The sequence below is a fragment of the Burkholderia catarinensis genome, assembly GCF_001883705.2.
GTDB classification, from domain to species: domain Bacteria; phylum Pseudomonadota; class Gammaproteobacteria; order Burkholderiales; family Burkholderiaceae; genus Burkholderia; species Burkholderia catarinensis.
In genome coordinates this window covers 93,990-120,102 of the sequence record NZ_MDEQ02000005.1, presented here as the reverse complement: position 1 = coordinate 120,102, position 26,113 = coordinate 93,990, and the positions used below count along the sequence as shown (strand labels likewise).

Genomic DNA, 26,113 nt, shown 5'->3' with positions numbered 1-26,113 from the left:
GCGCCGGCGCTCCCCTCACTGAACGGACATCGTATGGATTTCGTATTCGATGAAGACCAGGAAGCGCTCGCGGACAGCGTGAAGCGCCTGCTGATGACCGAGATGACGCCCGAGCTGATCCGCGAGCTCTGGGCCACGCCGACCGGGCGCTCGGACGCGCTCTGGGCGCTGTTCGCGTCGCAGGGCCTGACCGCCGTGTCGGTGCCCGAGGCGCACGGCGGCCTTGGCCTGACCGAAGCGGAATGGGCGCTGCTCGCTCAGGCGTACGGCTACTTCGGCAGCCCCGAGCCGCTGCTCGACACGGCGCTCGTGTCGGCCGGCGTGCTCGCGCGGTTGCCTGCGAGCGACTGGCGCGACGCGCTGCTGCGCGACATCGCCGAAGGGCGCGCGCGCGTCGCGCTCGTGCATCCGGTGAACCCGTATGCGGCCGACGTGCACGTCGCGCAGACGCTGCTGTGCGAACACCGCGGCGAGCTGCACCGCGTCGATCCCGCCCAGTGCGCATGGCGCGCGGTCGACAGCGTCGACCCGTCGCGGCGCCTGTTCACGCTCGACTGGGAACCGTCGCCGGCTACGCGCATCGCGGGCGCGGACGAAGCCGCGCCGCTGCTGGATCGCGCGCTCGACCACGGCGCGTTCGCGGTCGCCGCGCAACTGCTCGGCCTCACGCAGCGCGTGCTCGACGTCGCGATCGACTACAGCGCGCAGCGCAAGCAGTTCGGCAAGGCGATCGGCTCGTACCAGGCGCTCAAGCATCTGCTTGCCGATGTCGCGATCCGCTACGAGTTCGCGCGGCCGGTGGTCGCGCGCGCCGCGCAGGCGATCGCCGACGATCACCCGCAGCGCGCGGTGTTCGTGTCGCACGCGAAGCTCGCGGCGACCTCGGCCGCGCAACTGGCCGCGCGCCACACGATGCAGGTGCACGGTGCGATCGGCTACACGTGGGAGCTCGACCTGCAGATCTTCATGAAGCGGATCTGGGCGCTCGCCGGAAGCTGGGGCGACAGCGCGTTCCACAAGGCCCGCGTGGCCGAAGCGATCCTCGGCGACGCATTGCCGATCGGCCCCGCGCAGACCTTCGACCTCGAGGAAACGAATTGATGAAACAAGCCTATATCGTCGACGCGCTGCGCACGCCGACCGGCCGCCGCAAGGGCGGGCTCGCGCACGTGCATGCGGCGGACCTCGGCGGCTTCGTGCTGAAGACGCTCGTCGAACGCAACGCGATCCCGGCCGACGAATACGACGACGTGGTGTTCGGCTGCGTCGACACGATCGGCCCGCTCGCGGGCAACATCGCGCGCACCTGCTGGCTCGCGGCCGGGTTGCCGCTGCAGGTGCCGGGCGTGACGGTGGACCGCCAGTGCGGCTCGTCGCAGCAGGCCGTGCACTTCGCCGCGCAGGCCGTGATGAGCGGCGTGCAGGACGTCGTCGTCGCGGGCGGCGTGCAGACCATGACGCAGATCCCGATCTCGTCCGCGATGACTTGCGCGGCGCCGCTCGGCTTCACCGATCCGTTCTCGGGCAGCACCGGCTGGCGCGCGCGTTTCGGCGACGCGCCGGTGTCGCAGTTCGCCGCCGCGCAGCGGATCGCCGATCACTGGAACCTGTCGCGCGACGCGATGGAGCGCTATGCGCTCGAAAGCCACCGCCGCGCGGTCGCGGCGATCGAGGCCGGTCATTTCAGGCGGGAAATCGTGCCGCTCGAAGGCGTGATGCACGACGAAACGCCGCGCCCCGACACGTCGCTCGAAAAAATGGCGACGCTTGAACCGCTCGCGCCGGGCGGCTCGCTGACGGCCGCCGTCGCGAGCCAGACCTGCGATGCGGCCGCCGCGCTCTTGATCGTGTCGGAGGATGCGCTCAAGCGCTACGGGCTCACGCCGCGCGCCCGCATCCATCACCTGAGCGTGCTCGGCGACGATCCGCTGTGGATGCTCACCGCGCCGATCCCGGCAACGAAGGCGGCGCTTGCCAAGGCCGGCCTCGACTGGTCGCAGATCGACAGCGTCGAAATGAACGAGGCGTTCGCGTCGGTCGCGCTGGCCTGGCTCGCCGACACGCGTTTCCCGCACGAAAAGACCAACCCGAACGGCGGCGGCATCGCGCTCGGCCATCCGCTCGGCGCGACGGGCGCGCGGCTGATGACGACGCTGTTGCACGAGCTGGAGCGCACGGGCGGCCGCTACGGCCTGCAGACGATGTGCGAAGGCGGCGGCCTCGCGAACGTCACGATCATCGAGCGCCTGTGAGCGCGTCACTTTCACGATCCACGAGGCACAAGCATGGGAATCTGTAACGGACGCACCGTCATCATCACCGGCGCGGGCGGCGGGCTCGGGCGCGAATACGCGCTCGCGTTCGCGGCCGAAGGCGCGGCGGTCGTCGTCAACGACATCCGGCACGACGCCGCGCAGGCCGTGTGCGACGAGATCGCCAATCGAGGTGGAAGCGGTGGCGGCCGCGCAATCGCGAATTCGGACGACATCACGCGCGTCGATACCGCGCAGCGGATCGCGGACGCCGCGCGCGAAGCGTTCGGCGACATCCACGTGCTCGTCAACAACGCGGGCATCTGCCGCGACAAGATGTTCACGAGCATGACCGAAGCCGACTGGGACGACGTGATGCGCGTGCACCTGCGCGGTCACTTCTGCCTGTCGAGCGTGCTGGCGCGCGTGTGGCGCGACGCCGCGAAGGCCGGCCACCCGGTCGACGCGCGGATCGTCAACACGAGTTCGGGCGCCGGGCTGCAAGGCTCGATCGGCCAGTCGAACTACGGCGCGGCGAAGGCCGGGATCGCCGCGCTCACGCTGATGCAGGCGGCCGAGCTGCAGCGCTACGGCGTGCGCGTGAACGCGCTCGCGCCGGCCGCGCGCACGTCGATGACCGAAGGCGTGTTCGCCGACATGATGAAGAAGCCGGAGGACGGCGGCTTCGACTATTTCGACCCGGCCAACGTCGCGCCGCTCGTCGTGTGGCTCGGCAGCGCGCTGTCGGCCGACGTGACGGGCCAGGTATTCGAGGTCGCGGGCGGGATGATCGCGGTCGCGGAGGGCTGGCGCACGGGCCCGAGCGTCGATCGCGGCACGCGCTGGGCGCCGGCCGAGGTCGGCCCGGCGGTGGTGCAACTGCTCGCCGACGCGCGGCCCGCGCAGTGCGTGTACGGGAGCTGACCGTTGACGTCCTCCGCCGCCTGAAGGCGAAGGATTCCCACTCCTCCCCGCCATGCGCCCCGAAGGAAGTCTCCTTGGGGGGAAATGGCCACGCTTCTCGGAGCAACTGATGAAATTTTCGCTCACCGACGAACAGGCGATGATTCGCGACGCGGCGGCCGACGTGCTCGCCGAACGCAGTGCGTCCGCCGACGTGCGCCGCGCGCTCGAGCAGTCGGCCGGCCGTGACGATGCGCTGTGGGCCGCGCTCGCGGGCGAGCTCGGCTGGAACGCGCTGGCGCTGCCGGAAGCGGCGGGCGGCCTCGGGCTCGGTGCGCTCGAGCAGACCGTGCTGATGGAACAGCTCGGCCGGCGCATCGCGTGCGTGCCGTATTTCTCGACCGCATGCCTCGCGGCGACCGCGCTCGCGGGCTGCGCCGCCGCGCCGCCGGCAACCGGCTGGCTCGCGAGGATCGCCGAAGGCGCGTGCAGCGCGACGCTGGCGCTGCCGTTCGGCGTGCCGGCCGGTTCATGGCGGCTGCCGGTCGTCGCGGAGGAAGCGGCGGGCGGTTACGCGCTGTCCGGCACGATCGAACAGTTGATCGACGGAGTGCGCGCCGACCTGCTGCTGATCCCTGCGCGGATCGCGAACGAAGGGCAGGCGATCGGACTGTTCGCGATCGACGTCGCGACGGCGGCCGGCCTGAGCGTCACGCCGCTCGACACGCTCGACACGACGCGGCCGATCGCGCGCGTCGTCCTCGACGAAACCCGTGTGAGCCGTGACGCGCTGTTCGCCAGCGGCGCCGTTGCCGCACAGGTGCTCGAACGAGCGGGGTGGTTCGCGGCGCTCGTATTGGCCGCCGAACAGCTCGGCGGCGCACAGCAATGCCTCGACCTGACGCTCGACTACACGAGCCAGCGCGTGCAGTTCGGCCGTGCGATCGCGTCGTTCCAGGCGGTCAAGCACCGTTGCGCGCAGATGATGGTGCTGATCGAATCGGCGCGCTCGGCCGTGCTCGGCGCCGCGCATGCATGGGATGCAGAACCGGGCGCGACGCCGGGCGCCGCGTTGCGCGCCGACATCGCGGCCTCGAAAGCCGCCGCGAACGACGCGTATGCGTTCTGCGCGCAGGAAGCGATCCAGTTGCACGGCGGCGTCGGCTTCACGTGGGAATACGACCCGCATCTCTACTTCAAGCGCGCGCAGGCGTCGGGCGCGCAGTTCGGCAGCACGCCGCAACTGCTCGAATGGATCGCATGCCATGCGATCGACGGCGGCGCATCGCATCGCGACGAAGCGTTCGAACCATCGGCTGCGGCGGCATCCCGCCCATCGACCACACGCGCGGGAGCACTCCAATGAACAGCGAAACGCGCGAACAGCAATTGGGGCACGAAGTGGCCGATTGGGTGCAGTCGCACCTGACCGGCGAATTCGCGTGCCTGAAATACCGTGGCGGCCCCGGCGACGAGGAAGCGTGGCCCGAACTGCGCAAGGCGTGGGAACGGGAACTGGCGCTGGGCGGCTGGACCGGGCTCGGCTGGCCGACCGGCGCCGGCGGGCGCGGCTTCACGGTTGCCGAGCAGGTGATCTTCCACGAGGAATACGCGCGAGCAGGCGGCCCGGGGCGGATGGGTCACATTGGCGAAGGGCTGCTCGGGCCGACGCTCGTCGCATGCGGCACCGACGACCAGCGCGCGCGCTTCCTGCCCGGCATCCTGGCCGGCACGCAGTTCTGGTGCCAGGGCTACTCGGAGCCGGGCGCGGGCTCCGATCTGGCCAACGTGCGCACGCGCGCCGAACAGGATGCGGACGGCACGTGGCGCGTGTACGGCCAGAAGGTGTGGACGTCGCTCGCGCACGATTCCGACTGGATCTTCGTGCTCGCGCGTACCGATCCCGCGTCGAAGGGCAACAAGGGGCTGTCGTTCCTGCTGATGCCGCTCGACCAGCCGGGCATCGAGATCCGGCCGATCAGGCAGCTCAACGGCGGCGCGGAATTCAACGAAGTGTTCTTCGACGGCGCGCGCGCGGAAGCACGCGACCTCGTCGGCGCGCCGGGCGACGGCTGGCGGATCGCGATGACGCTGCTCGGCTTCGAGCGCGGGATGTCGACGCTCGGCCAGCAGATGCAGTTCGTCCGCGAGCTCGAATGGGTGATCGACGCCGCGCGCGAATCGGGCGCGGACCGCGACCCCGTGCTGCGCCAGCGGATCGGCCGCGCCTGGGCCGGGCTGCGCGTGATGCGCTACAACGCGCTGCGGATGCTGTCCTGCTCGGACGACGCCGACGGCGGGGCCGGCGCGCCGCTGCGCCGCGAGGCGCTGATCTACAAGTACTACTGGTCGAACTGGCACCGCGACCTCGGCCAGCTCGCGATGGACGCGCTGGGACCGCGCGCGAACGTGATCGATCCGGCCGACGAAAAGCTCACCCACCTGCAGCGCGTATTCCTGTTCTCCCGCGCGGACACGATCTACGCCGGCACCAACGAAATCCAGCTCAACATCATGGCCGAGCGCGGGCTCGGCATGCCAAGGGAACCGCGAGGCACAGCATGACCGAACCCCAGATCCAGAAAGCACCGGCGTACGTACCCGGCCACCAGCTGCTCGCCGGCAAATCGGTGCTGATCACGGCCGCCGCCGGCGCCGGCATCGGCTTCGCGGCCGCGCGCCGCTGCGCGGAAGAAGGCTGTCGCGCGCTGTTCATCTCCGATATCCACGAGAAGCGCCTCGAACAGGCGGTTCAGACGCTGCGCGCCGAGACGGGGCTGCAACAGGTCTACGGCCGCCTGTGCAACGTCGCGGTCGAGGCCGACGTGCAGGCGCTCGTCGCGGACGCGCAGGACCAGCTCGACGGCGTCGACGTGCTGATCAACAACGCCGGGCTCGGCGGGGCGGCCCGCATCGTCGATATGGACGATGCCGAATGGTCGCGCGTGATCGACATTAGCCTGACCGGGACGTTCCGGATGACGCGCGCGATGCTGCCGCACATGCAGGCCCGAGGCCGTGGCGCGATCGTCAACAACGCATCGGTGCTCGGCTGGCGTGCGCAGGCGGAACAGGCGCACTACGCGGCGGCGAAGGCGGGCGTGATGGCGCTCACGCGCTGCGCGGCGCTCGAGGCGTCGCCATACGGCGTGCGCATCAACGCGGTCGCGCCGAGCATCGCGATGCACGATTTTCTGAAGAAGTCGGCGCCGGCCGACTTGCTGAATCAACTGGCGTCGCGCGAAGCCTTCGGGCGCGCCGCCGAAGTCTGGGAGGTCGCGAACGTGATGGTGTTTCTTGCAAGCGATTACGCGTCGTACATGACGGGCGAAGTGCTGTCGGTCAGCAGCCAGCACGCATGATGGACACGACCCTCGACCCCGTGTGCGCGACGCCCCGCGTGTTCGCGCATCCCGGCGAACTTGTGGCAGCCGTCGGCAACACGCTCGGCGCGAGCGCGTGGCTCGCGATCGACCAGATCCGCATCGACGGTTTCGCCGACGCGACGGGCGATCACCAGTGGGTGCACGTCGATCCGGTGCGCGCGAAGGACGGCCCGTTCGGCGTGTGCATCGCGCACGGCTACCTGACGCTGTCGCTCGTCAATCACTTCCTGCCGCAGATCGTGCGCATCGACGGCGCGCGGCTCGGCGTCAACTACGGCTGCGACAGGATCCGTTTCCCGGCGCCGGTGACGGTCGGCGCGCGCGTGCGCGGCGTCGGCGAGCTGCTGCGCGTCGAGCCGCTCGACGGCGGCGTGCAGGCGTGGATACGCGTGACCGTCGAGATCGAGGGCGAAGGCGAGGGCAAGCCCGGCTGCGTCGCCGACACGATCAGCCGCTATTACTTCTAGAGAGCCAGACTTATGGAAGACTCAGTCATCGTTTCCGTCGCACGCACGCCGATCGGCAAGGCGTTTCGCGGCATGTTCAACGACACCGAGGCGCCCGCGCTAGGCGGCCACGTCGTGCGTACCGCGCTCGAACGCGCGGGCGTCGCGCCGGCCGACGTCGACGACGTGGTGATCGGCTGCGCCGCGCAGCAGGGCACGCAGGGCTACAACATCGGCCGCCTGTCGGCCGCGGCAGCCGGGCTGCCGGCGTCGGTGCCCGGCATGGCGATCGACCGCATGTGCTCGTCGGGCCTGATGGCGATCGCGAGCGCCGCGCGCGGCATCGGCGCGGGCGACGCGCGGATCGTCGTCGCGGGCGGCGTCGAGTCGATCTCGCTCACGCAGAACAAGCACAAGAACGCGTATCGCGCGCGTTCGCAGGCCGTGCTCGACCACCAGCCGGCCGCGTACATCGCGATGATGGAAACGGCCGAGATCGTATCGCGCCGCTACGGGATCTCGCGCGCGGCGCAGGACGCATTCGCGCTGCAGAGCCACCAGCGCACGGCCGACGCCCAGGCGGCCGGCCGCTTCGACGCGGAAATCGCGCCGCTCGACGTGCGGCGCGCGCTGTTCGACAAGGAAGGCAACCCGGCCGGCCACGAGAGCCTGCGCGCGGCGCGCGACGAAGGCGTGCGCGCCGACACGACAGCCGGGCGGCTCGCGGGGCTGAAGCCGTCGTGGAGCGGCGGCAAGGTCGTCGAGCAGGGCGAGTTCGTGACGGCCGGCAATGCGTCGCAACTGTCGGACGGCGCGGCGGCCGTGGTCGTGATGTCGCGCGGCGAGGCGGCACGCCGCGGGCTGACGCCGCTCGGCGCGTTCCGCGGTCTCGCGGTGGCCGGCTGCGAGCCGGACGAGATGGGCATCGGCCCGGTGTTCGCGATCCCGAAGCTGCTGGCGCGCTTCGGGATGACCGTGGCCGACGTCGGGCTGTGGGAGCTGAACGAGGCGTTCGCGTGCCAGGCGCTGTATTGCCGCGACACGCTCGGCATCCCCGACGAGCGCCTGAACGTGGATGGCGGCGCGATCGCGCTCGGCCATCCGTTCGGGATGTCGGGCGCGCGGATGACGATGCACGCGCTGCTCGAGGGCGCGCGGCGCGGCGTGCGGCACGCGGTCGTGACGATGTGCATCGGCGGCGGGATGGGCGCCGCCGCGCTGTTCGAGGTCGGCGCGTAGCCCGAGCCGGACCGGCCGCCGGAAGCGGCGGCCAGCCATTCAGGACCATTCGAGGCCGCGGCGACGACCGACGGCCCGGAGACTTGCAGCCGACGGAGGTTGGCGCTTCGGCGTGCACCGCCGTCGGACGCAGCCCCAGGAAGGAGACAAGCGATGAAACGAACTTTGCCCGGACTCGCGATGTCGGCGCTCGTGCTCGGCGCTGCGCTGTTCGCGTTTTCGCCGCGCCCGCTGCCGGCGTTCCCGGTCACCGCGATCCATGCGGACAAGCTGCAGGTCAATGGGCTCGCCAGGGCCGGCACGCGCATCGTCGCGGTCGGCGAACGCGGCGTGATCCTGCTGAGCGACGACGCGGGCAGCCACTGGCGGCCCGCGTCGGTCACCCCCGACCCGGGGTCGACGCTCACGCAGGTGCGCTTCATCACGCCGACGCTCGGGATCGCGGTCGGCCACGACGGCCGGATCGTCCGCAGCGACGACGCGGGCGCGCACTGGCGCGAGGTGCACATGGACCACGCGCATTCCGATCCGCTGCTGTCCGTGTGGGGCACCGCGGAGGGCCGGCTGTTCGCGGCCGGCAGCTTCGGCCAGCTGCTGCGCTCGGACGACGCCGGCATCACGTGGCAGACCGTGAAGACGCCGGCGGGCGACCGTCACCTGAACGCGATCGTCGGCGACGGCCACGGCAACCTGCTGGTCGCGGGCGAGAGCGGCACGCTGCTGCGCTCGACCGACAACGGCGCCACGTGGGACAAGCTGCCTTCGCCGTACGCCGGCTCGCTGTTCGGCGCGCTGATGCTCGCGAACGGCGACTGGGTCGCGTACGGGATGCGCGGCAACGTGGTGCGCAGCACCGATCGCGGCGCGACGTGGACGCATGTCGACAGCCGCGTGCCGGTGTCGTATTTCGGCGCGACCCAGCTCGCCGACGGCGAACTCGTGCTGGTCGGCCAGGGCGGCGCGATCGTCGCGTCGCGCGACGGCGGGCTGACCTTCGACGTGCGCAAGCTCGGCGGCGTGCAGAGCCTCGCGGCCGTGCTCGACATGGGCCACGGCGCGCTGCTGCTCGGCGGCGAGGCGGGCGTCGCGCCGCTCGCCGCGGCGCCGTCCTGATGCGCGGCCACGGCGGCCGTTGCAGCCGCCGCGGCCGCCGGTTTCCGTCCGCTTTGGTTCGTTTCGCATCGCCCGTCCGTACCGACCCGAGAATTCCATGAACGACCTGTCACGCCCCCCCGAAGCCGTTCCCGCATCGCGCCTCGCCGCGTTCGTCGAGCGCTGCGCCAACACGATCATTCGCCGGCGCCGGCTGCTGACGCTGCTCTGCGTCGCGGTGACGCTCGCGCTCGGCTTGTCCGCGACGCGCCTGAAGCTCGATCCGGGCTTCAACAAGATGATCCCGATGCAGCACCCGTACATGCAGGTGTTCGAGCGCTACGCGGGGGCGTTCCCCGGCGCGAACACGATCCTCGTGAGCCTGCGCTGGAAGGGCGACGGCGACATCTACAACCAGACGTTCATGGACGCGCTGCGCCATGCGACCGACGACGTCTTCTTCATCCCCGGCGTGAACCGGTCGCGCGTGTTCTCGCTGTTCACGCCGAACGTCCACTACACCGAGGTGACCGAGGCCGGCTTTCGCGGCGATGTGGTCGTGCCCGGCCAGTTCTCCAGCGCGAACCCCGACGATCTCGCGAAAGTGCGCCGCAACGTCGCGCGCTCCGGGCAGATCGGCCGCCTCGTCGGCAACGACCTGAAGTCGGCGCTGATCCGTGCCGAGTTGCGCGAGACCGATCCCGCGACCGGCAAGCGGCTCGACTACAGCGCGGTCGCGCGCCAGCTCGAGGAGATCCGCGCGAAGTATGCGAAGCAGGGCATCGACGTGAACATCATCGGCTTCGCGAAGCTGGTCGGCGACGTCGAGAACGGCATCGCGGGCGTGATGGCGTTCTTCGCGCTCGCGTTCCTCGTGACGGCCGCGCTGCTGTTCGGCTATACGCGCTCGCTGAAGACCACCGTGCTGGCACTCGTCGTCGCGCTGCTGCCGGTCGTCTGGCTGCTCGGCGCGCTGCCGCTGCTCGGGCTCGGCATCGACCCGATGTCGATCCTCGTGCCGTTCCTGATCTTCTCGATCGGCGTGTCGCATGCGGTGCAGATGACCAACGCATGGAAGCAGGCGCTGGTGCGCGGCGCGTCGTCGGTCGACGCCGCACGCGACGCGTTCCGCAAGCTGTTCGTGCCGGGCACCGTCGCGCTGCTGACCAACGCGCTCGGCTTCATGGTGATCATGCGGATCAGGATCGACATCGTGCGCGAGCTCGGCATCACCGCGTGCCTCGGCGTGCTGCTGATGATCGTCACGAACAAGGTGTTCCTGCCGATCCTGCTGTCGTACACGCGCCTCGAACGCGGCACGCTGGCGCGCGCGCAGCGTACGGCGGCGGCCGGCGGCAGCCGGATATGGTCGCGCTTCGCGGTGTTCGCGCGGCCGGCGCCCGCGCTCGGCGTGTTCGCGGTGGCGCTCGCGCTGCTCGCGTACGGCACGCTCGAATCGCGCAAGCTGGAGATCGGCGACATCGGCACCGGCGCGCCGGAGCTGCGCGCGAACTCGCGCTACAACATCGACAACGCGGCGATCACGCACCAGTACAACATCGGCGTGGACGTGCTGTCGGTGATCGTCGAGACGACCGGCTTCGACGATGCGTGCCTGCATTACCCGGTGATGAGCGCGATCGAGAAGTTCGAGATGAACATGCGCGGCGTGGCCGGCGTGCAGTCGGTGACGAGCGTGTCGTCGCAGGGCAAGGTGTTCATCGCCGCGTTCAACGAAGGCAATCCGCGCTGGGCCGCGCTGCCGCGCTCCAGCGACGGGCTCACGCAGGGTTCCAGCGCGTTCGATCCCGACAACGGAATGAACACCGCGAACTGCAAGGCGATCCAGGTGCTGATCTACACGAAGAACCACGAAGGCACGACCATCGCGCACATCGTCGACGAGATCAGGCGCTTCGCGGCCGGGAACCCGACGCCGAACGTCGCGTTCCGGCTCGCGGGCGGCAACGTCGGCGTGATGGCCGCGACCAACGAGGCCGTCGGCGACGCGGAGATCGCGATGCTGCTGTCGATCTTCGGCGCGATCGCGCTGCTCTGCGCGGTGACGTTCCGCTCGTGGCGCGCGGTGCTGTGCATCGTCGTGCCGCTCACGCTCGTGTCGATCCTGTGCAATGCGGTGATGGCGCGCCTCGGCATCGGGCTGAAGGTCGCGACGCTGCCGGTGATCACGCTCGGCGTGGGCGTGGGCGTCGATTACGGGATCTACCTGTACGAGCGCCTGCAGCACGACATCCGCCACGGTGCGACGCTGCCGGACGCGTTTGCCGACGCGATGCGCCAGCGCGGCACGGCGGCTTTGTTCACGGCCGTCACGATGTTCATCGGCGTCGGCACGTGGGCGTTCTCCGCGCTGAAGTTCCAGGTCGACATGGGCGTGCTGCTCGCGTTCATGTTCCTCGTGAACCTGTTCGGCGCGGTGTTCCTGCTGCCCGCGCTCGCCGCGTGGCTCGGCGTCGAGCGTGCCGAGCGCCGCGTTTCGCAGCGGCAGCCGCCGTCGCCGGCGGCCCCCGCGCCGCTGAAGCCGTCGCCCGCGCTCGAGCACGGCAACCCGATGCGCTGAACGGCGCACCCCATTTCCCCCGCGCGCGGCGGGCCGTCGCGCGCTCTCCACAAGAGGAGTCAACCCACATGTCCGCACGCCCTTACAAGATCGAAGCCCAGCCGCTCGCGCAGCGCTATGCGCGCGGCTGGCACTGCCTCGGGCTCGCCCGCGACTACAAGGACGGCCAGCCGCACACGCTGAACGTGTTCGGCCGCAAGCTCGCCGCGTTCGCCGATTCGACCGGCAAGGTCAATGTCGTCGACGCGTACTGCCCGCACATGGGCGCCGACCTGAGCCTCGGTACGGTGCAGGGCGACAACCTCGTGTGCCCGTTCCACGGCTGGGCCTGGAGCGGCGAAGGGCAGTGCGCGTCGATCCCGTATTGCAAGCGGATTCCGCCGAAGGCGCGCATCGGCGCGTGGCCGACCTGCGAGGAAAACAACCTGCTGTTCGTGTGGAACGACCCGGAAGGCAACGCGCCGCCGGCGGACGTCGCGATTCCGCGTCTCGACGTGTGCTTCTCCGATGAATGGTCGGATTGGGTGGTCGACAAGATGGTGATCCACGCCAACTGCCGCGAACTGGTCGACAACATCTCGGATGTTGCGCACTTCGCGACCGTGCACCGCGCACCGATCGACTATTTCGCGAACCTGTTCGAGGATCACAAGGCGACGCAGCTGATGGTCGGCCGCAGCGAGAAGCTGGGCGGCGACGCGCTGACCGCGCTGTCGACCTATTTCGGGCCGGCCGTGCACATCACGCAGATGACGGGGCAGAGCAACGGGCAGCCGATCCATTCGGTGCTGCTGAACTGCCACGTGCCGATCGACATGAACAGCTTCGAGCTGCGTTACGGCGTGATCGTGAAGAAGGTGGCCGGGCTGACCGACGAGCAGAACATGGCGATCGCGAACGCCTACGTGAAGGAAGCGCAGCGCGCGTTCTACGAGGACGTCGACATCTGGCACAGCAAGACGCGGATCGACAACCCGCTGCTGTGCGAAGGCGACGGGCCGCTGTACCAGATGCGCGACTGGTATTCGCAGTTCTACCTGGACGTGGCCGACGTGCGGCCGACGAGCGTCGCGCGCAAGGCATTCGAGATGCGGATTCGCGACGGCGACGCGCCGCCGGCGCTGCATCACGTGTTCGAGCCGCAGTAAAACGGGCGCGCCGGCCGAAAAAAGGGGCGCATCGAAATGCGTCCCGTCGGCCGGCGGCGTGCGCCGTAGAACGCGCGCGTCGCGACCGCGCGCCTGCGTTGCGCCGAAATAACTTGACGGAGTCGTCGCGACCGCGTAGTGTGTACAGTCGAAGTATTCAAGAAGTTCGATTGCTCATCATTGGCCGCAGTCCATGCGGCAGTCGTTGGTCTCTCCCTCTTTGATTCTTTCTGTGCCCGTCACGGGCGCATGTTCAATTATTCGTATTAAGGAAGTATTTGTGGATACCGGTACCGTCAAGTGGTTCAACGAAACCAAGGGCTTTGGTTTCATCTCCCCGGATAACGGCGGCGACGATCTGTTCGCCCATTTCTCGGAAATTCGCGGCACGGGCTTCAAGACCCTGGCCGAAGGCCAGAAGGTCAACTTCGAAGTGAAGCGTGGCCCGAAGGGCCTGCAAGCGTCGAACATCACGCCGCTGTAAGCCGCATCGGCGGCGGCCGCCAATCGGCGGCCGTTGCCGGACGGATTTTCGCGCGGGGCGCCGCTGTTCCGGCGGCCTGCGCGTTTCCGATGCGCACGACCGATGCATCGCGACATTCACGATGCATCGGTCGTGACGCCTCCTTCATCGCATGCCTGACGGCGTGCGACGCAACGCCCTCGCGAAGCGGCCGCCGCTTCGCTTGCGCATCACCGCTTCAACGCATCAACCCGAGCAGACCGCCGCCCTGTCGTAGCCGGCGCGGTCCCGACTTGCGCGGCGCGCATTGCGCCGCCGCCACCGACCGCCCGAACGCCGCAACGCGCCGGGCTCCGATCGCAAGACGAGCCTGTGGCCCGTCTGAACGAACCGATACCCGGCAGCCTGCCGGCCGCCGTCCCGCGTTGCGGGAAACGGCGCCGGGCAGATCGCCGCGGCCGCGGTCAATCACCTTGTCTGGAGGAATTGGTTTGGCAAAAGAAGAACTGCTGGAACTCGACGGAATCGTCGACGAAGTGCTGCCGGACAGCAAATACCGTGTCACGCTGGAAAACGGCGTGGTGGTTGGCGCGTATGCATCGGGCCGCATGCGCAAGAACCACATCCGCATTCTCGCGGGCGACCGCGTGACGCTGGAACTGTCGATGTACGACCTTACCAAGGGCCGCATCAACTTCCGGCACAAGGACGCGAATTCCCCGCGTCCGGCGCGTAGCGGGCAGCCGCGCCGCTGAGCGGCAACGATCGGGCGCAGCGCACCGCGCCGATCGAATCCCGTCCGGCCACGCGGCCGGGCCAACCGGATGAACGGCACGTTGCATGCCGTTCGTCGGTCGCCGGCGGCGCCATCGCGCCGCGGCGGCCACCACCGCCTTTTCCGGCCGCCGCGCGTGCGCAACGCTCAGGCCGCCGCGTCCCGCAGGAAATCCTCGACGACCATCGCGAAATACGGCGGACATTCCTGCATCGGGTAATGCCCGCAGTTCCGTATCGTCACGAGTTGCGCGTTCAGAGCGCCATCCCGCCCGACACCTCGATACGCTGCGCATTGACCCAGCGGTTGTCGTCCGACAGCAGCGACGCGATCATCGGCCCGATGTCGTCGGGTTCGCCCACGCGGCCGAGCGCGGTCCATTCCGCGACGCGCCGGTTGACTTCCGGATTGTCGCGCACCATCCCGCCGCTGAAATCGGTTGCCACCGCGCCCGGCGCGACGACGTTCACCGCGATGCGGCGCGGGCCGAGTTCCTTTGCCAGATAGCGCGTCAGTACCTCGACCGCGCCCTTCATCGACCCGTAGGCCGCGCTGCCGGGCACCGCGACCCGCGTGAGGCCCGACGACACGTTCACGATGCGGCCACCGTCGCGGATCAGCGGCAGCAGCGTCTGCGCGAGGAAGAACACCCCCTTGAAGTGCACGCGATAGAGCGCGTCGAGATCGGCTTCGGTCGTCTCGGCAATCGGCGCGTGATGCGACGTTCCCGCATTGTTGACGAGGAAATCGAAGCGGTCTGCGCCCCAGCCTGAAAGGGCTTCGCGGAGCTGTCCGGCGAAGGCGGCGAACGTAGCGGTATCGCCCGTATCGAGCGGCAGCGCGATCGCCGGTTGCCCGGCGCCGGCGGCCAGCGCGACGACGTGATCGGCTTCCGCGCGGTTCGAGCGGTACGTGAAGATCGAACGCACGCCGCGTTGCGCGAGATGAAGCACCGTATTGCGGCCGAGCCCGCGGCTGCCGCCGGTGACGACGGCGATTTTCGGGGTTGAACCGGTGAGGTGTGCTGCTGCCATGCTGTGCTCCTGGTCGAAGTCGGTGACGAACAGTGACAAGCGTACGGCGGCCGCCGCCCCCGCTGAATGCCGGAACCGGCCGCGTTCTTGCCTGATCCTGCCGGGCCGCGCCGGTGCGCCCGACGCCGCGTGTACCATCCGGACATCGGAATGCGGAGGGGTTGCACCATGTCGGACGAACTGGTCGAACGCGTCACGCGCCTGACGGGTGGGCAGGGCGACGAACGCCAGTTCGCGACGGCGATCGACGGACTGATCCTGCTGCGTTCCAACCGCGAGCGGCTGCCCGCGCCGCTGATCATGAAACCGGCGCTGTGCGTCGTCGTGCAGGGTGCCAAGTGGACGACGTTCGGCGGGCGACGCTACGACTACGGGCCCGGCCGTGCACTCGTCGTCAGCGTCGAGATGCCGGCGACGAGCCGCATCGTGCAGGCCAGCGAGACCGAGCCGTTCCTCGGTATCGTGCTCGAATTCGATCTCGCGATGATGCGCGACGTGCTCGAACGGCTCGACACACCGCCGCACGCGGCCGGCCCGCTCGGGCATGGTGTCTGCGTGACCGATTTCGGCGGGCCGCTGGCCGACTGCGTGCTGCGCCTGATGCGGCTGCTCGATACGCGTGCCGCGATTCCGGTCGTTGCGCCGCTCGTGATGCGCGAGATTTGCTACTGGCTGCTCGCAGGGCCGCACGGCGGCGAAGTCTCGCGCGTCGTGTTTGCCAATGGCCATGCACAGCGCGTCGTCGCGGCGATCCGCGCGCTGCGTGGCCAGTTTGCCGAAGCCGTGCGGATCGACGAACTGGCTGCCGTCGCGCAGATGAGTCCGTCCGCGTTTCACCGGCAATTCAAGGCGCTGACGTCGATGACACCGCTGCAGTACCAGAAGCAGTTGCGCCTGCTGGAGGCGCGGCACCTGATGGTGACAGGCGCGGCGAATGCGGAAACGGCTGCGTATCGCGTCGGCTACGAAAGCGCATCGCAGTTCAGCCGCGAATACGCGCGGATGTTCGGCGCGCCGCCGCGGCGCGATATCGTCACGCTGAAAGCCGCGCCGACCGACGGCTGACCGCACGCGTTGCAACGCGGTTCGCGTGCGGCTTTACGCGCGGGCCGGCGCGGTCGTACACTCGTCGGCAATTCGCGGCCCGCGCGCGGCTTTCAATTCCCTTCAGTTGCTTTCAGCGGGCCAACGACCGTGCCAGCCGGACATTCGTCGCGCGACGCCAGGAGGCGCCATGAGTGCAGACGCAGCCCCCGCATCCTCTTCGGTTCAAGATCGCATCCGGCACGTGTTCGTGCTGATGCTCGAGAACCGCTCCTTCGATCACCTGTTCGCGCTGTCGGGTATCGCCGATATCGTCGCCGCGTCGCCGGGTAACAGCAACGCATACGGCGGCGCGGTCTATCCGTTCGGCGGCGGCGCGCCCGACCGGATGCCGACCGACCCATGCCACGAATTCACCGACGTGCTCGAGCAGCTCTGCGGCGCAGGCGTGACGTTCGTGAAAGGGCACGCGTATCCGGGCGTCGACAATTCGGGGTTCGTGTCGAACTACGCGATATCGCAATCCGAAGGCACGCCGCCGCGGCCGGCCGATGCGGGCAAGATCATGCAGGGCGCCAACGTCGCGACGCAGGCGCCGTCGCTGTACGCGCTCGCGAACGCGTTCGTGCTGTGCGACGCGTGGCACGCGTCGGTGCCGGGGCCGACCTGGCCGAACCGCTTTTTCCTGCACGGCGCGTCGTCGGCCGGCCTCGACCATTCGCCGACCCGGGAAGAAATGGGCGGGTGGGATGCGTTCGACGGCTTCCCCTATCCGAAGGGGTCGATCTTCGGCGCGCTCGGCGACGGCAACTGGCGCATCTACCAGGACCAGACCGGCGATCCGCTCGGCCATGTGCCGCAGGTAGCGTCGCTGAAGGGCATCAGCTTCTTCGACGTCGACGACCTCGCGCATTTCGAGGCCGATCTCGCGGCCGATTACACGGCGCGCTATACGTTCATCGAGCCCGGCTACGGCGACATCGTGCACGGCACGTACCAGAACGGCAGCTCGCAGCACCCGATGGACGGGTTGGCCGGCGGCGACCAGCTCGTCGCGCGCGTGTACAACGCGATCCGCAATTCGCCGGTATGGAACAGCAGCCTGCTCGTGATCGTCTACGACGAGCACGGCGGCTTCTACGATTCGGTCAGGCCGGGCGCCGCGCCGCCGCCGAACGACGGCGCGCCCGCGACGCTGAACGCGAGCGGCTTCGGCTTCGACGTGTACGGCGTGCGGGTGCCGGCGATCGTGATTTCGCCGTGGGTCGCGGCCGGGCAGGTCGATCACACGCCGTACGATCATGCGTCGGTGGCCGCGACGCTCGAACGGCTGTTCGGGCTGGCCCCGCTGACAGACCGCGACCGTCTCGCCAACAACCTGCTGGCACTTGTTACGGCTACGTGCCGGACCGACTGCCCGCAAAGGATCGGATCATCATGAGCACGACCCCGGCCCCGGACCCGCGCGATGCGCTGCCCGTGCGCGACGGCACGAGCCTGATCGCCTATCTGCACATCCTGAAGAAAGCGCATGCGGCGCTGGTCGGCCACGACACGGCCCACCTGCGCTTCAGCGAGATCGTCACGCGCGGGCAGGCGCGGCAATACATCGAGGAACTGATGCCGACGCTGTTGCAGGCGCGCGCAGCGCATCGACACCGGCGGCACGGCGGGAAGCATCGCTGACGGGTGGAGCGGCGCCTGTTTGACGGACGCGTGACACGTCACGCCGCGTGCCGCGTGCTGAGCACCGCGATCCCGAGCGTCGCGCCGGTCATCCGCGCGACGTTGACGAGCGCGCTCGCGGTGCCCGAGCGCGCGGCCTCGACCGCGCCGACGGCGACGGTCATCAACGGGCCGGTCGCGACTCCCATTCCGAGGCCCGTCAATGCCAGCTTGATTTCGGCGCCGATCGGGCCCGGTGAATGATCGCCGCCGCATCGGGCCGTGCCGCCCGATATCGCCGAGATCTCCGGTTACGTCGATTACGCCGCCACCTCCCGCGCCCGCACCATCGTCAGCGCCGCATCCTCGATCATGTCCTCCTGGCCGCCGACGAGCCGCTGGCGGCCCAGTTCGACGAGGATGTCGCGCGCCGGAATCCCGTACTTCGCTTCCGCGCGCTTCGCGAACAGCAGGAACGACGAGTAGACGCCCGCATAGCCGAGCGTCAACGCATCGCGATCGAGGCGGATCGGCGTGTCCATGATCGGCACGACGAGATCCTCGGCGACGTCCGAGATCGCGAACACGTCGACGCCGGTCTCGATCCCCATCCGGTCGCACACCGCGACGAACACTTCCATCGGCGTATTGCCCGCGCCGGCGCCGAGGCCGGCCGCGGCCGCGTCGATCCGGTTCGCGCCGGCGGCGACCGCCGCGACCGAGTTCGCGACGCCCATCGCGAGATTGTGGTGGCCGTGGAAGCCGAGCTCCGTCTCCGGCTTCAGCGCGTCGCGCACCTGGCCGATCCGAGCGGTCACGTCGTCGGGCAGCATGTGGCCGGCCGAATCGGTGATGTAGATGCAGTTCGCGCCGTACGACTCCATCAGCTTCGCCTGCACGACGAGCTGCCCGGGCGACGACATGTGCGCCATCATCAGGAAGCCGACCGTGTCGAGCCCGAGCGTGCGGGCGAGGCCGATGTGCTGCTCCGACACGTCGGCCTCGGTGCAGTGCGTCGCGACGCGGATCGTGCCGACGCCGAGTTCGTGCGCCATGCGCAGGTGCTCGACGGTGCCGATGCCGGGCAGCAGCAGCGCCGACACCTTCGCCTGCTTCAGTTCCGGAATCACGGCGCTCAGGTACGCCTCGTCGGTGTGCGCGGGGAAACCGTAGTTGACCGACGCGCCGCCGAGGCCGTCGCCGTGCGTGACCTCGATCAGCGGCACGCCGGCCGCATCCAGCCCGCGCGCGATGTTGCGCATCTGGTCGAGCGTGATCTGGTGGCGCTTCGGGTGCATCCCGTCGCGCAACGACATGTCGTGGACAGTGATCTTCTTGCCTGCAAGTGACATCGTGTGACTCCTCGACTCAAGCGGTGGCGGCCGTCGCGGCCAGCATCTGTTCGGCGAAACGCTCGGCCGTCGCGGCCGCGGCGGCGGTCATGATGTCGAGGTTGCCCGCGTACTTCGGCAGGTAATCGCCGAGCCCTTCGACTTCCATGAACACCGATACCCGATTGCCGTCGAACACGGGACCGTTCTTCAGCGTGTAGCCGGGCACGTAGCGTTGCACTTCCCTGACCATCGCGTGCACGGACGCGGTGATCGCGTCGACGTCGGGCGGCCCGTCGGTCAGGCAGTGGATCGTGTCGCGCATGATCAGCGGCGGTTCGGCCGGGTTGATCACGATGATCGCCTTGCCTTGGCGCGCGCCGCCGACCTGTTCGATCGCGCCGGAGGTCGTGCGCGTGAATTCGTCGATGTTCTTGCGCGTGCCGGGGCCGACCGAGCGCGACGACACGGTCGCGACGATCTCGCCGTACGCGACCGGCTGCACGCGCGACACCGCGTACACCATCGGGATCGTCGCCTGGCCGCCGCAGGTCACCATGTTCACGTTCATCTGCGCGCTGTCGAGATGCGCGTCGAGGTTCACCGGCGGCACGCAGTACGGCCCGATCGCGGCGGGCGTCAGGTCGATCATCCGCACGCCGAGCGCGGTGAGCTTGTCGGAGTTGTCGCGGTGCACGTAGGCCGAGGTCGCGTCGAACGCGATGCGGATACCGTCGGCGGCCACATGCGGCAGCAGCCCGTCGACACCCTTGTCGGTGGTTTTCAGGCCGAACTCGCGCGCCCGTGCGAGGCCGTCGGACGCCGGATCGACGCCGACCATCCATACGGGTTCGAGCACCGGCGAGCGGCGCAGCTTGTACAACAGGTCGGTGCCGATGTTGCCCGGCCCGATCAGTGCGCATTTGATTTTCTTCATCAGGATCTTTCCTTTAGATAAAGCGGACATCGCAACTGCCGATGCCGGAAATGTGCATCGACAGCGCGTCGCCGGCCGTGACCGGTATCAGTTTCGCGAGCGAGCCGGACAACACGATCTCGCCCGCGAGGAGCGGCACGCCGTATTCGGCGAGCGTGTTCGCGAGCCACGCGACCGCGTCGGCGGGATGGCCGAGCGCCGCATCGCCGCGGCCTTGCGCGACGGGTTCGCCGTTCTTCTCGATCGTCATCTCGCATGCGGCGAGATCGAGCGTGCGCGGGTCGACCCGTGCATCGCCGAGCACGTACACGCCGCACGACGCGTTGTCGGCGACGGTGTCCTCGATGCGGATCGCCCAGTCGCGGATGCGCGAATCGACGATCTCGAAGCAGGGCGCGACGGCGGCCGTCGCGGCGATCACGTCGGTGCGGTCGATGCCGGGGCCGCGCAGGTCGCGCGACAGGATGAACGCGATCTCGCCTTCGGCGCGCGGCGCGATCAGCGAATCGGCGGCAATTGCCTCGCCGGCCGCGTAGTGCATGCCGGACAGCAGGATGCCGAAATCGGGCTGGCGCACGTTCAGCATGTCCTGCACGGCCTGGCTCGTCACGCCGATCTTCTTGCCGACGACCGCTTCGCCGTGTTCGAGGCGGCGTTCGACGAAGCGCTGCTGGATGCGGTAGGCGTCGTCGAGCGACAGCCGGCGCGGGCGGCTCGACAGCGGCGCGACCGGCGCGCGTGCGTGCCACGCGGCGTACAGCTCGTCGCCGAGCGTCGTATGCAGGCGGGAAGACATGAAAGGGCCCTCGAATGGAAAAGGCCGCCGTCGCGGGCGGCGTCGTGCGCCGGAGCGGGGCTCCGGCGCGTGGAGCGCGGGCATGCCGCGTCAGTCGGTTAGTTCCCCGAACTGCGGATCGCGTCCGGCGAGAAGTACGCCTCGTTGAACTGCGGGCTGTTGTCGAGCTTCGGCATCGGGCCTTCGTTGGTCAGTCGGTCTGCCATGTACGCGCCCGAGATCAGGTCGTGGTAGAACACGACGCCCGGGTAGAACACCTTCGCGTCATACGCATACAGCGTCGTCGCGACGTTGGTGCGCCACAGCTGGCCGCGCGCGTCGTAGTTGTCGGCGAGCAGCGTCATCCACGAATCCTCGTCGATGTACAGCACGCGCTTCGCATACTGGTGACGGTAGTTGCTCTTCAGCGTCGCCTGCAGCACCCACACGCGATGCAGCTCGTAGCGGATGGCCGACGGGTTCTCGTGGCCCTTGGTCAGCAGGTCGGCATACTTCACCGAGCTGTCCATCGCCTTGTAGTTGTCGTACGGCACGTAGATCTCGCGCTTGCCGACGATCTTCCAGTCGTAACGGTCGCCGGGGCCGTTGTACAGGCGGTCGTCGTCGACGGTGCGGAAGCCGCCCGGGCCCTGCGGCTGGTCATAGCCGTATTCGGGCGCCTGGCGCACGCGCCGCGTGCCGGGGTTGTACATCCACGTGCGCGACGAGTTGTCCGCGCCGGCCTTGTCCCAGTTCGTGAAGCCGACGATCAGCGAGCCGCGGTCGGACAGCGGCAGCTCCGTCGCGTTGCGGTAGTACGTGCGGTTGTTCAGGTCGCTCTTCACGTCGAATTTGCCGGCGTTGCGCGGCGAGTAGATGTCATAGCGCACCTTGCCCCATGCGATGTTGCCGTCGGAGTACACGACCGCCTGGTCGTAGGTGGCCTGCTCGGCGCCGATCGCCGACGAGAAGCGCTGGTTCCACAGCAGCTCGGCGGCCGTCTTCGGGATCGGGTAGGGCACCGTCGGCGGCGCGTTCGTGAGACCGTTCGCGTCGGACGTCATCGTCGAATCGGGCGCATACGCGCGGATGTCCTTGTAGACGGAATCCGCGTAGCGGAAGTCGCGATGGCTCGGGTAGACGTTGATCTTGAACGTGGCCGGATAGCGCTTGAACATCGCCTTCTGGCCGTCGGTCAGGTGCTCGGCATACTGCGCCATGTTTTCCGCGGTGATCGTGGCGACCGGCTTCTCGCTCGCGAACGGATCGGGGTAGCGGCTGCCGCGCTTGTACTGCACGTCGGGCGGCGTGCCGAGCCACTTGCCGGACCATTCGGGCACGCCGCTGTCCTTGCTCGCGGCGCGCACCGCGCCCATCGGCGTCAGCGGGCCGTCGAGCGCCTTCAGGTCGTCCGGCGTGACCTTCGGGAACGATGCCGTCGCAACGAGTGCGCACGCGGCCATCACCGACGCGCGCAGGAGGGGGAGACGAATTCGCTTCATGACAATCCTCTTGCTGAGTGACGAGCGGCCGGGCCGCTCAGAAGTGGTAGGTCGCCGTGGCCAGCACGTAGTCGCGATCCGAAAGCGGGCGCGTGACCGGGTTCGGCGAGCCGAGGAACTTCGCGTAGACGAGCGACAGCTGCAGGTTGCTCAGGCGCGTGAAGGTCACGCCGGCGGTCACGCGGTGGTCGCCCTGGCCCGTCAGCGAGCCAAGCGCGCCGGCGAGCGGCGACGTGCCCGTCAGGTCGTGCGTGTAGGTCAGCGGCACGTCCAGATCCCAGCCGTTGAACACGTTCTTGTAGCTGAGCGTCCACGCGATTTCCATCGCGAGCGCGTTGCGCGAATTCGTCAGCGTGGTCGAGCCGTCGAGTTCCGAGATGCTGCCCGCGTGCACATAGGTGAGTTCGCCGATCAGCGACTGCGAGTTCGCGAGGAAGCTCGGCCCGATCGAGTAGATGCCGGACAGGTTGGTCTGCAGCACGTTCGCGCGGGTCGACTGCGGGCCCGTCGGCGTATTGACGAGCACGGCCGCGCCCTGGCGGTACGACACTTCGCCCGCGACGTTCACGGGGCCGACCTGGGTCGAGAAACTCGCGCCGGTCAGCTTGATGTTGCTGAAATACTTTTGCTGGTACTGGAGCGTCGGGAAGTAGGTCGTGACGACGCTCGGGTTCATGTCGTTGTAGTGCAGGTGGTACAGGCCGAGCTCGGTGTCGCCGAGCACGCGAAAGCGCGCGCCGATACCCCACTGGTTGCGTGCGCTGGGCTTGTCGTCGGGGCCGCGCGGAATGATCATCCCGCCCGGGCCGATGATGAATTGCGCACCGGGGCCCGTCACGTCGGAGTAGCTCCAGTACGTGCCGGGCGCGGTCAGGCGGTTCTGCTGGTACGAGAACTGGTAGTAGCCGAGCAGGCTGAAGTTCGGCGTGATCTGCCACTGCGTCGAGATCTGCGGCACCGGCAGCAGGATGTCCTTCACCTCGGCGCCGGCCATATACGACTTGGTCGCATCGGCGGGCCCCTGTGCGCCCGCGATGTTCGGGAAGAACAGGCTCTCGCCCCATGCGACCACCTGGTCGCCGACCTTCACGTTCAGGCTCGTCGAGCCGATGTGGAACGTGTTGTACGCATACGCGGCGAGCAGCGTCGTGTGGCCGCCCGACCAGTAGCGCGCGTCGCTCGTGAAGTTGTTGTACTGGCCCGACTGGTTCACGGTGCCCGGCGCGTCGTTGTAGTTCGGGCGGTGATAGGCCTGGTCGTAGAACGTGTTCGCGCGAACGAACACGCCCCAGTCGTCGTGCTTCAGGTTCACTTCGCCGAGCAGGCTGACCTGGTTCTCGATCAGCTTGTTCTTCGCGAAGTTGCGGTCGCCGTCGTCGCCGTTGATGTTCGCCGGCGTCAGCAGATTGCCGCTCGGTGCGCGCGTGCGCATGCCGAGGCCGTAACTGAGCGTGAACGTATAGTCCAGCGTCGTGTCGGCGCCAAGCTCGATCGTGCTGCCTGCGTGCGCGTTCGGAACGGCGCACGTCAGCAACGCGGCGGCCAGCGTCGACAGCGTGGCGGTTGCCCGCCTGTCGGTACGGCGCGAAATCCGTTGATGCATGGTGTCTCCTCTTGGGGTATCGACGACGGTCGACTGTGTGTGTTGTCGTGAGAGGCAGAGTAGGGAGATCGCGGTAGCAGGGAATCGTCGAAATGAACTAGATGACTTCCCTAGGACTGGAAACGATTCGTCTGCGTACCGCTTGCGTCGCACCTGCTATCGCGCTTCCGCCTGTGCCGCGGACAGGAACGCCGGCCGCTCGCCGCCGCCGTCGAGCCGCAGGTTCGCGCCCGACGTGTACGACGCGTCGGGCGACGCGAGGAACAGGCACGCGGAGGCGACGTCGTCGGGCGTCGCGAGCCGTCCGGCGGGAATCGTCGCGCGGATCGCATCGAGCGCGTCGCCGTCGCCGTAGTGGCCTTCGGTGGCCGCTTCCGTCTGCACGAGGCTCGGGCTGATCGCGCACACGCGCACGCGCGGCGCCCACTCGACCGCGAGCGACGCGACCGCGTTGACGAGGCCCGCTTTCGCGGCGCCGTACGCGGCCGTGCCGGGCGATGGCCGCGACGCGCTGACGCTCGCGATGAACAGCATCACACCGCCTTCCGGCTGCGGCTGCATGATCGCGTTCACGCGCTGCGCGAGCTGCAGCGGCGCGATCAGGTTCAGCCGCACGATCGATTCGGTGAAGCGCGGCGACGCATCGGCCGCGAGCGCGAACGGCGAGCCGCCCGCGTTGTTGACGAGCACGTCGAGGCCGCCCGCCGTCTCGCTAATCGTCGCGAGCATCGCGTCGACCTGTTCGATGTCGCGCAGGTCGGCCGCGATGAACGCCGCCGTGCGGCCGCCGGCCGAAGGCGGCGTGTCGGGCGCGCTGCGTCCGCAGACGAACACGCGCGCTCCCGCCGCGAGAAACCGTTCGGCGATGCGCCGCCCGATGCCCTTGGTGCCGCCCGTCACGAGCACCGTCTTGCCGCTATAGTCGAATCCGTTCATCGTCAGCCTCCGTTTCGGTGGGCCGATGATAGGAACAAGCGCGCGCGGCTTCGTAGTCTGAAAGGATGATGCCGGCCGGCGCCCGCGGCGCAATCATCGTGGCCAAGCATCCATCGAACGACGAAGGAGACAACCCGCGATGACGATCCCCACGACGCCGCCGGCCGGCATCTTCACCGACGGTCCGGGCGGCCTGCGCCTGCACCATTTCGAAGCGGGCGAGGGCCGGCCCGTGGTGTTCATTCATGGCAGCGGCCCGGGCGCCAGCGGTTTCAGCAACTTCAAGCACAACTACCCGGCGTTCGCGGCGGCAGGCTATCGCGCGATCGTCGTCGACCTGCCCGGCTACGGGCAGTCGTCGAAGCCGTCCGACGTCGCCTATACGCTCGATTTCTTCGTCGGCGCGCTGCATGCGCAACTGGCGGCGCTCGGGATCGGGCCGGCCGTGCTGCTCGGCAACTCGCTCGGCGGCGCGATTGCGCTCAAGTACGCGCTCGATTACCCGGACGAAGTCGACGGGCTGATCATGATGGCGCCGGGCGGCGTCGAGGATCGCGACACCTATTTCCGGATGGAAGGGATCCAGCGGATGGTGAAGCTGTTCACCAATCGCCAGATGAATGACGACACGATGCGCGAACTGCTGACGCTGCTCGTGCACGACCCGGCGATCGTGACCGACGCGCTCGTCGCCGAGCGGATGAAGGTCTGCGTCGAACAGCCGACCGAAGTACTGTCGACGATGAGCGTGCCGAACCTGACCGATGCGCTCGGCGACCTGCGCAGCCCGGTGCTCGGCTTCTGGGGCACGGATGATCGCTTCAATCCGGTCGGCGGAGCGCTGAAATTCCTCGAACGCTGCCGCGACGCGCGCTTCGTGCTGATGAACCGGTGCGGCCACTGGGTGATGGTGGAACACGCGGGTTATTTCAATCGGGAATGCCTCGATTTTCTTGCGGCGCGCAATACGCGATAACGCCGGATGCCCTTGAAGGCCGGCC

Annotated in this window: 24 protein-coding genes and 1 pseudogene; 17 read left to right on the top strand and 8 right to left on the bottom strand. The window is 68.8% G+C overall.

Going from position 1 to position 26,113, the window contains the following annotated elements; all coding sequences use genetic code 11:
• The first annotated feature begins 33 nt into the window (after positions 1 to 33).
• The 13 genes from BFF94_RS09700 (at position 34) to infA (ending at position 14,265) form a co-directional block, all read left to right on the top strand.
• The gene (locus BFF94_RS09700; protein ID WP_219139253.1) at positions 34 to 1,101 is read left to right on the top strand and encodes an acyl-CoA dehydrogenase family protein; all 1,068 of its coding nucleotides are present in this window, start codon (positions 34 to 36) and stop codon (positions 1,099 to 1,101) included.
• On the top strand, positions 1,101 to 2,252 hold the full coding sequence (locus BFF94_RS09695) for an acetyl-CoA C-acetyltransferase (protein WP_128841325.1): 1,152 nt from the start codon (positions 1,101 to 1,103) through the stop codon (positions 2,250 to 2,252). Before BFF94_RS09700 ends, BFF94_RS09695 begins: the two co-directional genes overlap by 1 nt.
• Before the next feature lie 33 nt (positions 2,253 to 2,285).
• Positions 2,286 to 3,176 carry an SDR family oxidoreductase gene (locus tag BFF94_RS09690; protein ID WP_128841324.1) on the top strand — a complete coding sequence of 297 codons (891 nt, stop codon included), beginning with the start codon at positions 2,286 to 2,288 and terminating at the stop codon, positions 3,174 to 3,176.
• A gap of 109 nt (positions 3,177 to 3,285) precedes the next feature.
• Positions 3,286 to 4,521, top strand: a complete 1,236-nt coding sequence (locus BFF94_RS09685) for an acyl-CoA dehydrogenase family protein (RefSeq protein ID WP_219139252.1) — start codon at positions 3,286 to 3,288, stop codon at positions 4,519 to 4,521.
• Positions 4,518 to 5,720, top strand: coding sequence for an acyl-CoA dehydrogenase family protein (locus BFF94_RS09680; protein ID WP_128841323.1), 1,203 nt, complete (start codon positions 4,518 to 4,520; stop codon positions 5,718 to 5,720). Before BFF94_RS09685 ends, BFF94_RS09680 begins: the two co-directional genes overlap by 4 nt.
• Complete coding sequence (locus BFF94_RS09675) at positions 5,717 to 6,517, top strand: SDR family oxidoreductase (RefSeq protein ID WP_128841322.1); 801 nt, start codon at positions 5,717 to 5,719, stop codon at positions 6,515 to 6,517. Before BFF94_RS09680 ends, BFF94_RS09675 begins: the two co-directional genes overlap by 4 nt.
• Positions 6,517 to 7,008, top strand: coding sequence for a MaoC family dehydratase (locus BFF94_RS09670; RefSeq protein WP_128841337.1), 492 nt, complete (start codon positions 6,517 to 6,519; stop codon positions 7,006 to 7,008). Before BFF94_RS09675 ends, BFF94_RS09670 begins: the two co-directional genes overlap by 1 nt.
• A 12-nt stretch (positions 7,009 to 7,020) precedes the next feature.
• The gene (locus BFF94_RS09665) at positions 7,021 to 8,226 is read left to right on the top strand and encodes an acetyl-CoA C-acyltransferase (protein WP_219139251.1); all 1,206 of its coding nucleotides are present in this window, start codon (positions 7,021 to 7,023) and stop codon (positions 8,224 to 8,226) included.
• Positions 8,227 to 8,379: 153 nt separating this feature from the next.
• Positions 8,380 to 9,339 carry a WD40/YVTN/BNR-like repeat-containing protein gene (locus tag BFF94_RS09660; protein WP_219139250.1) on the top strand — a complete coding sequence of 320 codons (960 nt, stop codon included), beginning with the start codon at positions 8,380 to 8,382 and terminating at the stop codon, positions 9,337 to 9,339.
• A 97-nt stretch (positions 9,340 to 9,436) separates the two neighbouring features.
• Positions 9,437 to 11,899, top strand: coding sequence for an efflux RND transporter permease subunit (locus BFF94_RS09655; protein ID WP_219139249.1), 2,463 nt, complete (start codon positions 9,437 to 9,439; stop codon positions 11,897 to 11,899).
• A gap of 68 nt (positions 11,900 to 11,967) precedes the next feature.
• Positions 11,968 to 13,047, top strand: a complete 1,080-nt coding sequence (locus BFF94_RS09650; RefSeq protein ID WP_128842328.1) for a 3-ketosteroid-9-alpha-monooxygenase, oxygenase component — start codon at positions 11,968 to 11,970, stop codon at positions 13,045 to 13,047.
• A gap of 280 nt (positions 13,048 to 13,327) precedes the next feature.
• The gene (locus BFF94_RS09645) at positions 13,328 to 13,531 is read left to right on the top strand and encodes a cold-shock protein (RefSeq protein WP_128842329.1); all 204 of its coding nucleotides are present in this window, start codon (positions 13,328 to 13,330) and stop codon (positions 13,529 to 13,531) included.
• Positions 13,532 to 14,001: 470 nt separating this feature from the next.
• A complete protein-coding gene (gene infA / locus BFF94_RS09640; RefSeq protein WP_128842330.1) occupies positions 14,002 to 14,265 on the top strand; it encodes a translation initiation factor IF-1 in 264 nt (87 codons plus the stop codon).
• A gap of 274 nt (positions 14,266 to 14,539) precedes the next feature.
• Here the strand turns inward: infA and BFF94_RS09630 are convergent, their stop codons facing one another.
• Positions 14,540 to 15,319: an SDR family NAD(P)-dependent oxidoreductase gene (locus tag BFF94_RS09630; protein WP_128842331.1), complete on the bottom strand. Its 780-nt coding sequence runs from the start codon at positions 15,317 to 15,319 to the stop codon at positions 14,540 to 14,542.
• Positions 15,320 to 15,487: 168 nt separating this feature from the next.
• On the opposite strand from BFF94_RS09630, the gene BFF94_RS09625 reads away from it, so the two are divergent.
• The 3 genes from BFF94_RS09625 to BFF94_RS09615 all read left to right on the top strand — a co-directional run bounded on the left by BFF94_RS09625 (position 15,488) and on the right by BFF94_RS09615 (position 18,049).
• A complete protein-coding gene (locus tag BFF94_RS09625) occupies positions 15,488 to 16,384 on the top strand; it encodes an AraC family transcriptional regulator (RefSeq protein WP_128842332.1) in 897 nt (298 codons plus the stop codon).
• 169 nt (positions 16,385 to 16,553) lie between these two features.
• Positions 16,554 to 17,804 (top strand): alkaline phosphatase family protein, encoded by a 1,251-nt coding sequence (locus BFF94_RS09620; RefSeq protein ID WP_128842333.1) that lies wholly within the window; start codon positions 16,554 to 16,556, stop codon positions 17,802 to 17,804.
• Positions 17,801 to 18,049 (top strand): hypothetical protein, encoded by a 249-nt coding sequence (locus BFF94_RS09615; RefSeq protein WP_128842334.1) that lies wholly within the window; start codon positions 17,801 to 17,803, stop codon positions 18,047 to 18,049. Before BFF94_RS09620 ends, BFF94_RS09615 begins: the two co-directional genes overlap by 4 nt.
• 44 nt (positions 18,050 to 18,093) lie before the next feature.
• Here the strand turns inward: BFF94_RS09615 and BFF94_RS38420 are convergent.
• The 7 genes and pseudogenes from BFF94_RS38420 to BFF94_RS09580 form a co-directional block, all read right to left on the bottom strand.
• A pseudogene (locus tag BFF94_RS38420) lies at positions 18,094 to 18,288 on the bottom strand (MFS transporter); the annotation flags it as partial.
• 60 nt (positions 18,289 to 18,348) lie between these two features.
• Entirely contained in the window at positions 18,349 to 19,380 is a 1,032-nt protein-coding gene (gene dmpG, locus BFF94_RS09605; RefSeq protein ID WP_128842335.1) for a 4-hydroxy-2-oxovalerate aldolase, read from the bottom strand.
• 16 nt (positions 19,381 to 19,396) lie between these two features.
• Positions 19,397 to 20,296, bottom strand: a complete 900-nt coding sequence (locus tag BFF94_RS09600) for an acetaldehyde dehydrogenase (acetylating) (protein ID WP_128842336.1) — start codon at positions 20,294 to 20,296, stop codon at positions 19,397 to 19,399.
• A gap of 13 nt (positions 20,297 to 20,309) precedes the next feature.
• The gene (gene dmpE / locus BFF94_RS09595) at positions 20,310 to 21,092 is read right to left on the bottom strand and encodes a 2-oxopent-4-enoate hydratase (protein WP_128842337.1); all 783 of its coding nucleotides are present in this window, start codon (positions 21,090 to 21,092) and stop codon (positions 20,310 to 20,312) included.
• Between the two features lie 98 nt (positions 21,093 to 21,190).
• Entirely contained in the window at positions 21,191 to 22,573 is a 1,383-nt protein-coding gene (locus BFF94_RS09590) for a DUF1329 domain-containing protein (RefSeq protein ID WP_128842338.1), read from the bottom strand.
• A gap of 37 nt (positions 22,574 to 22,610) precedes the next feature.
• On the bottom strand, positions 22,611 to 24,176 hold the full coding sequence (locus BFF94_RS09585) for a DUF1302 domain-containing protein (RefSeq protein ID WP_128842339.1): 1,566 nt from the start codon (positions 24,174 to 24,176) through the stop codon (positions 22,611 to 22,613).
• Between the two features lie 156 nt (positions 24,177 to 24,332).
• A complete protein-coding gene (locus BFF94_RS09580; RefSeq protein ID WP_219139248.1) occupies positions 24,333 to 25,112 on the bottom strand; it encodes an SDR family oxidoreductase in 780 nt (259 codons plus the stop codon).
• 139 nt (positions 25,113 to 25,251) lie between these two features.
• On the opposite strand from BFF94_RS09580, the gene BFF94_RS09575 reads away from it, so the two are divergent.
• Positions 25,252 to 26,088 (top strand): alpha/beta fold hydrolase, encoded by an 837-nt coding sequence (locus BFF94_RS09575; protein WP_128842340.1) that lies wholly within the window; start codon positions 25,252 to 25,254, stop codon positions 26,086 to 26,088.
• The last annotated feature ends 25 nt before the right edge of the window (positions 26,089 to 26,113 follow it).

Bases quoted from the DNA above. Each gene is read 5' to 3' on its own strand.
- BFF94_RS09700 (WP_219139253.1), top strand. From the start codon at position 34: ATGGATTTCGTATTCGATGAAGACCAGGAAGCGCTCGCGGACAGCGTG.
- BFF94_RS09695 (WP_128841325.1), top strand. From the start codon at position 1,101: ATGAAACAAGCCTATATCGTCGACGCGCTGCGCACGCCGACCGGCCGC.
- BFF94_RS09690 (WP_128841324.1), top strand. From the start codon at position 2,286: ATGGGAATCTGTAACGGACGCACCGTCATCATCACCGGCGCGGGCGGC.
- BFF94_RS09685 (WP_219139252.1), top strand. From the start codon at position 3,286: ATGAAATTTTCGCTCACCGACGAACAGGCGATGATTCGCGACGCGGCG.
- BFF94_RS09680 (WP_128841323.1), top strand. From the start codon at position 4,518: ATGAACAGCGAAACGCGCGAACAGCAATTGGGGCACGAAGTGGCCGAT.
- BFF94_RS09675 (WP_128841322.1), top strand. From the start codon at position 5,717: ATGACCGAACCCCAGATCCAGAAAGCACCGGCGTACGTACCCGGCCAC.
- BFF94_RS09670 (WP_128841337.1), top strand. From the start codon at position 6,517: ATGGACACGACCCTCGACCCCGTGTGCGCGACGCCCCGCGTGTTCGCG.
- BFF94_RS09665 (WP_219139251.1), top strand. From the start codon at position 7,021: ATGGAAGACTCAGTCATCGTTTCCGTCGCACGCACGCCGATCGGCAAG.
- BFF94_RS09660 (WP_219139250.1), top strand. From the start codon at position 8,380: ATGAAACGAACTTTGCCCGGACTCGCGATGTCGGCGCTCGTGCTCGGC.
- BFF94_RS09655 (WP_219139249.1), top strand. From the start codon at position 9,437: ATGAACGACCTGTCACGCCCCCCCGAAGCCGTTCCCGCATCGCGCCTC.
- BFF94_RS09650 (WP_128842328.1), top strand. From the start codon at position 11,968: ATGTCCGCACGCCCTTACAAGATCGAAGCCCAGCCGCTCGCGCAGCGC.
- BFF94_RS09630 (WP_128842331.1), bottom strand. From the start codon at position 15,319: ATGGCAGCAGCACACCTCACCGGTTCAACCCCGAAAATCGCCGTCGTC.
- BFF94_RS09625 (WP_128842332.1), top strand. From the start codon at position 15,488: ATGTCGGACGAACTGGTCGAACGCGTCACGCGCCTGACGGGTGGGCAG.
- BFF94_RS09620 (WP_128842333.1), top strand. From the start codon at position 16,554: ATGAGTGCAGACGCAGCCCCCGCATCCTCTTCGGTTCAAGATCGCATC.
- BFF94_RS09615 (WP_128842334.1), top strand. From the start codon at position 17,801: ATGAGCACGACCCCGGCCCCGGACCCGCGCGATGCGCTGCCCGTGCGC.
- dmpG (WP_128842335.1), bottom strand. From the start codon at position 19,380: ATGTCACTTGCAGGCAAGAAGATCACTGTCCACGACATGTCGTTGCGC.
- BFF94_RS09600 (WP_128842336.1), bottom strand. From the start codon at position 20,296: ATGAAGAAAATCAAATGCGCACTGATCGGGCCGGGCAACATCGGCACC.
- dmpE (WP_128842337.1), bottom strand. From the start codon at position 21,092: ATGTCTTCCCGCCTGCATACGACGCTCGGCGACGAGCTGTACGCCGCG.
- BFF94_RS09590 (WP_128842338.1), bottom strand. From the start codon at position 22,573: ATGAAGCGAATTCGTCTCCCCCTCCTGCGCGCGTCGGTGATGGCCGCG.
- BFF94_RS09585 (WP_128842339.1), bottom strand. From the start codon at position 24,176: ATGCATCAACGGATTTCGCGCCGTACCGACAGGCGGGCAACCGCCACG.
- BFF94_RS09580 (WP_219139248.1), bottom strand. From the start codon at position 25,112: ATGAACGGATTCGACTATAGCGGCAAGACGGTGCTCGTGACGGGCGGC.
- BFF94_RS09575 (WP_128842340.1), top strand. From the start codon at position 25,252: ATGACGATCCCCACGACGCCGCCGGCCGGCATCTTCACCGACGGTCCG.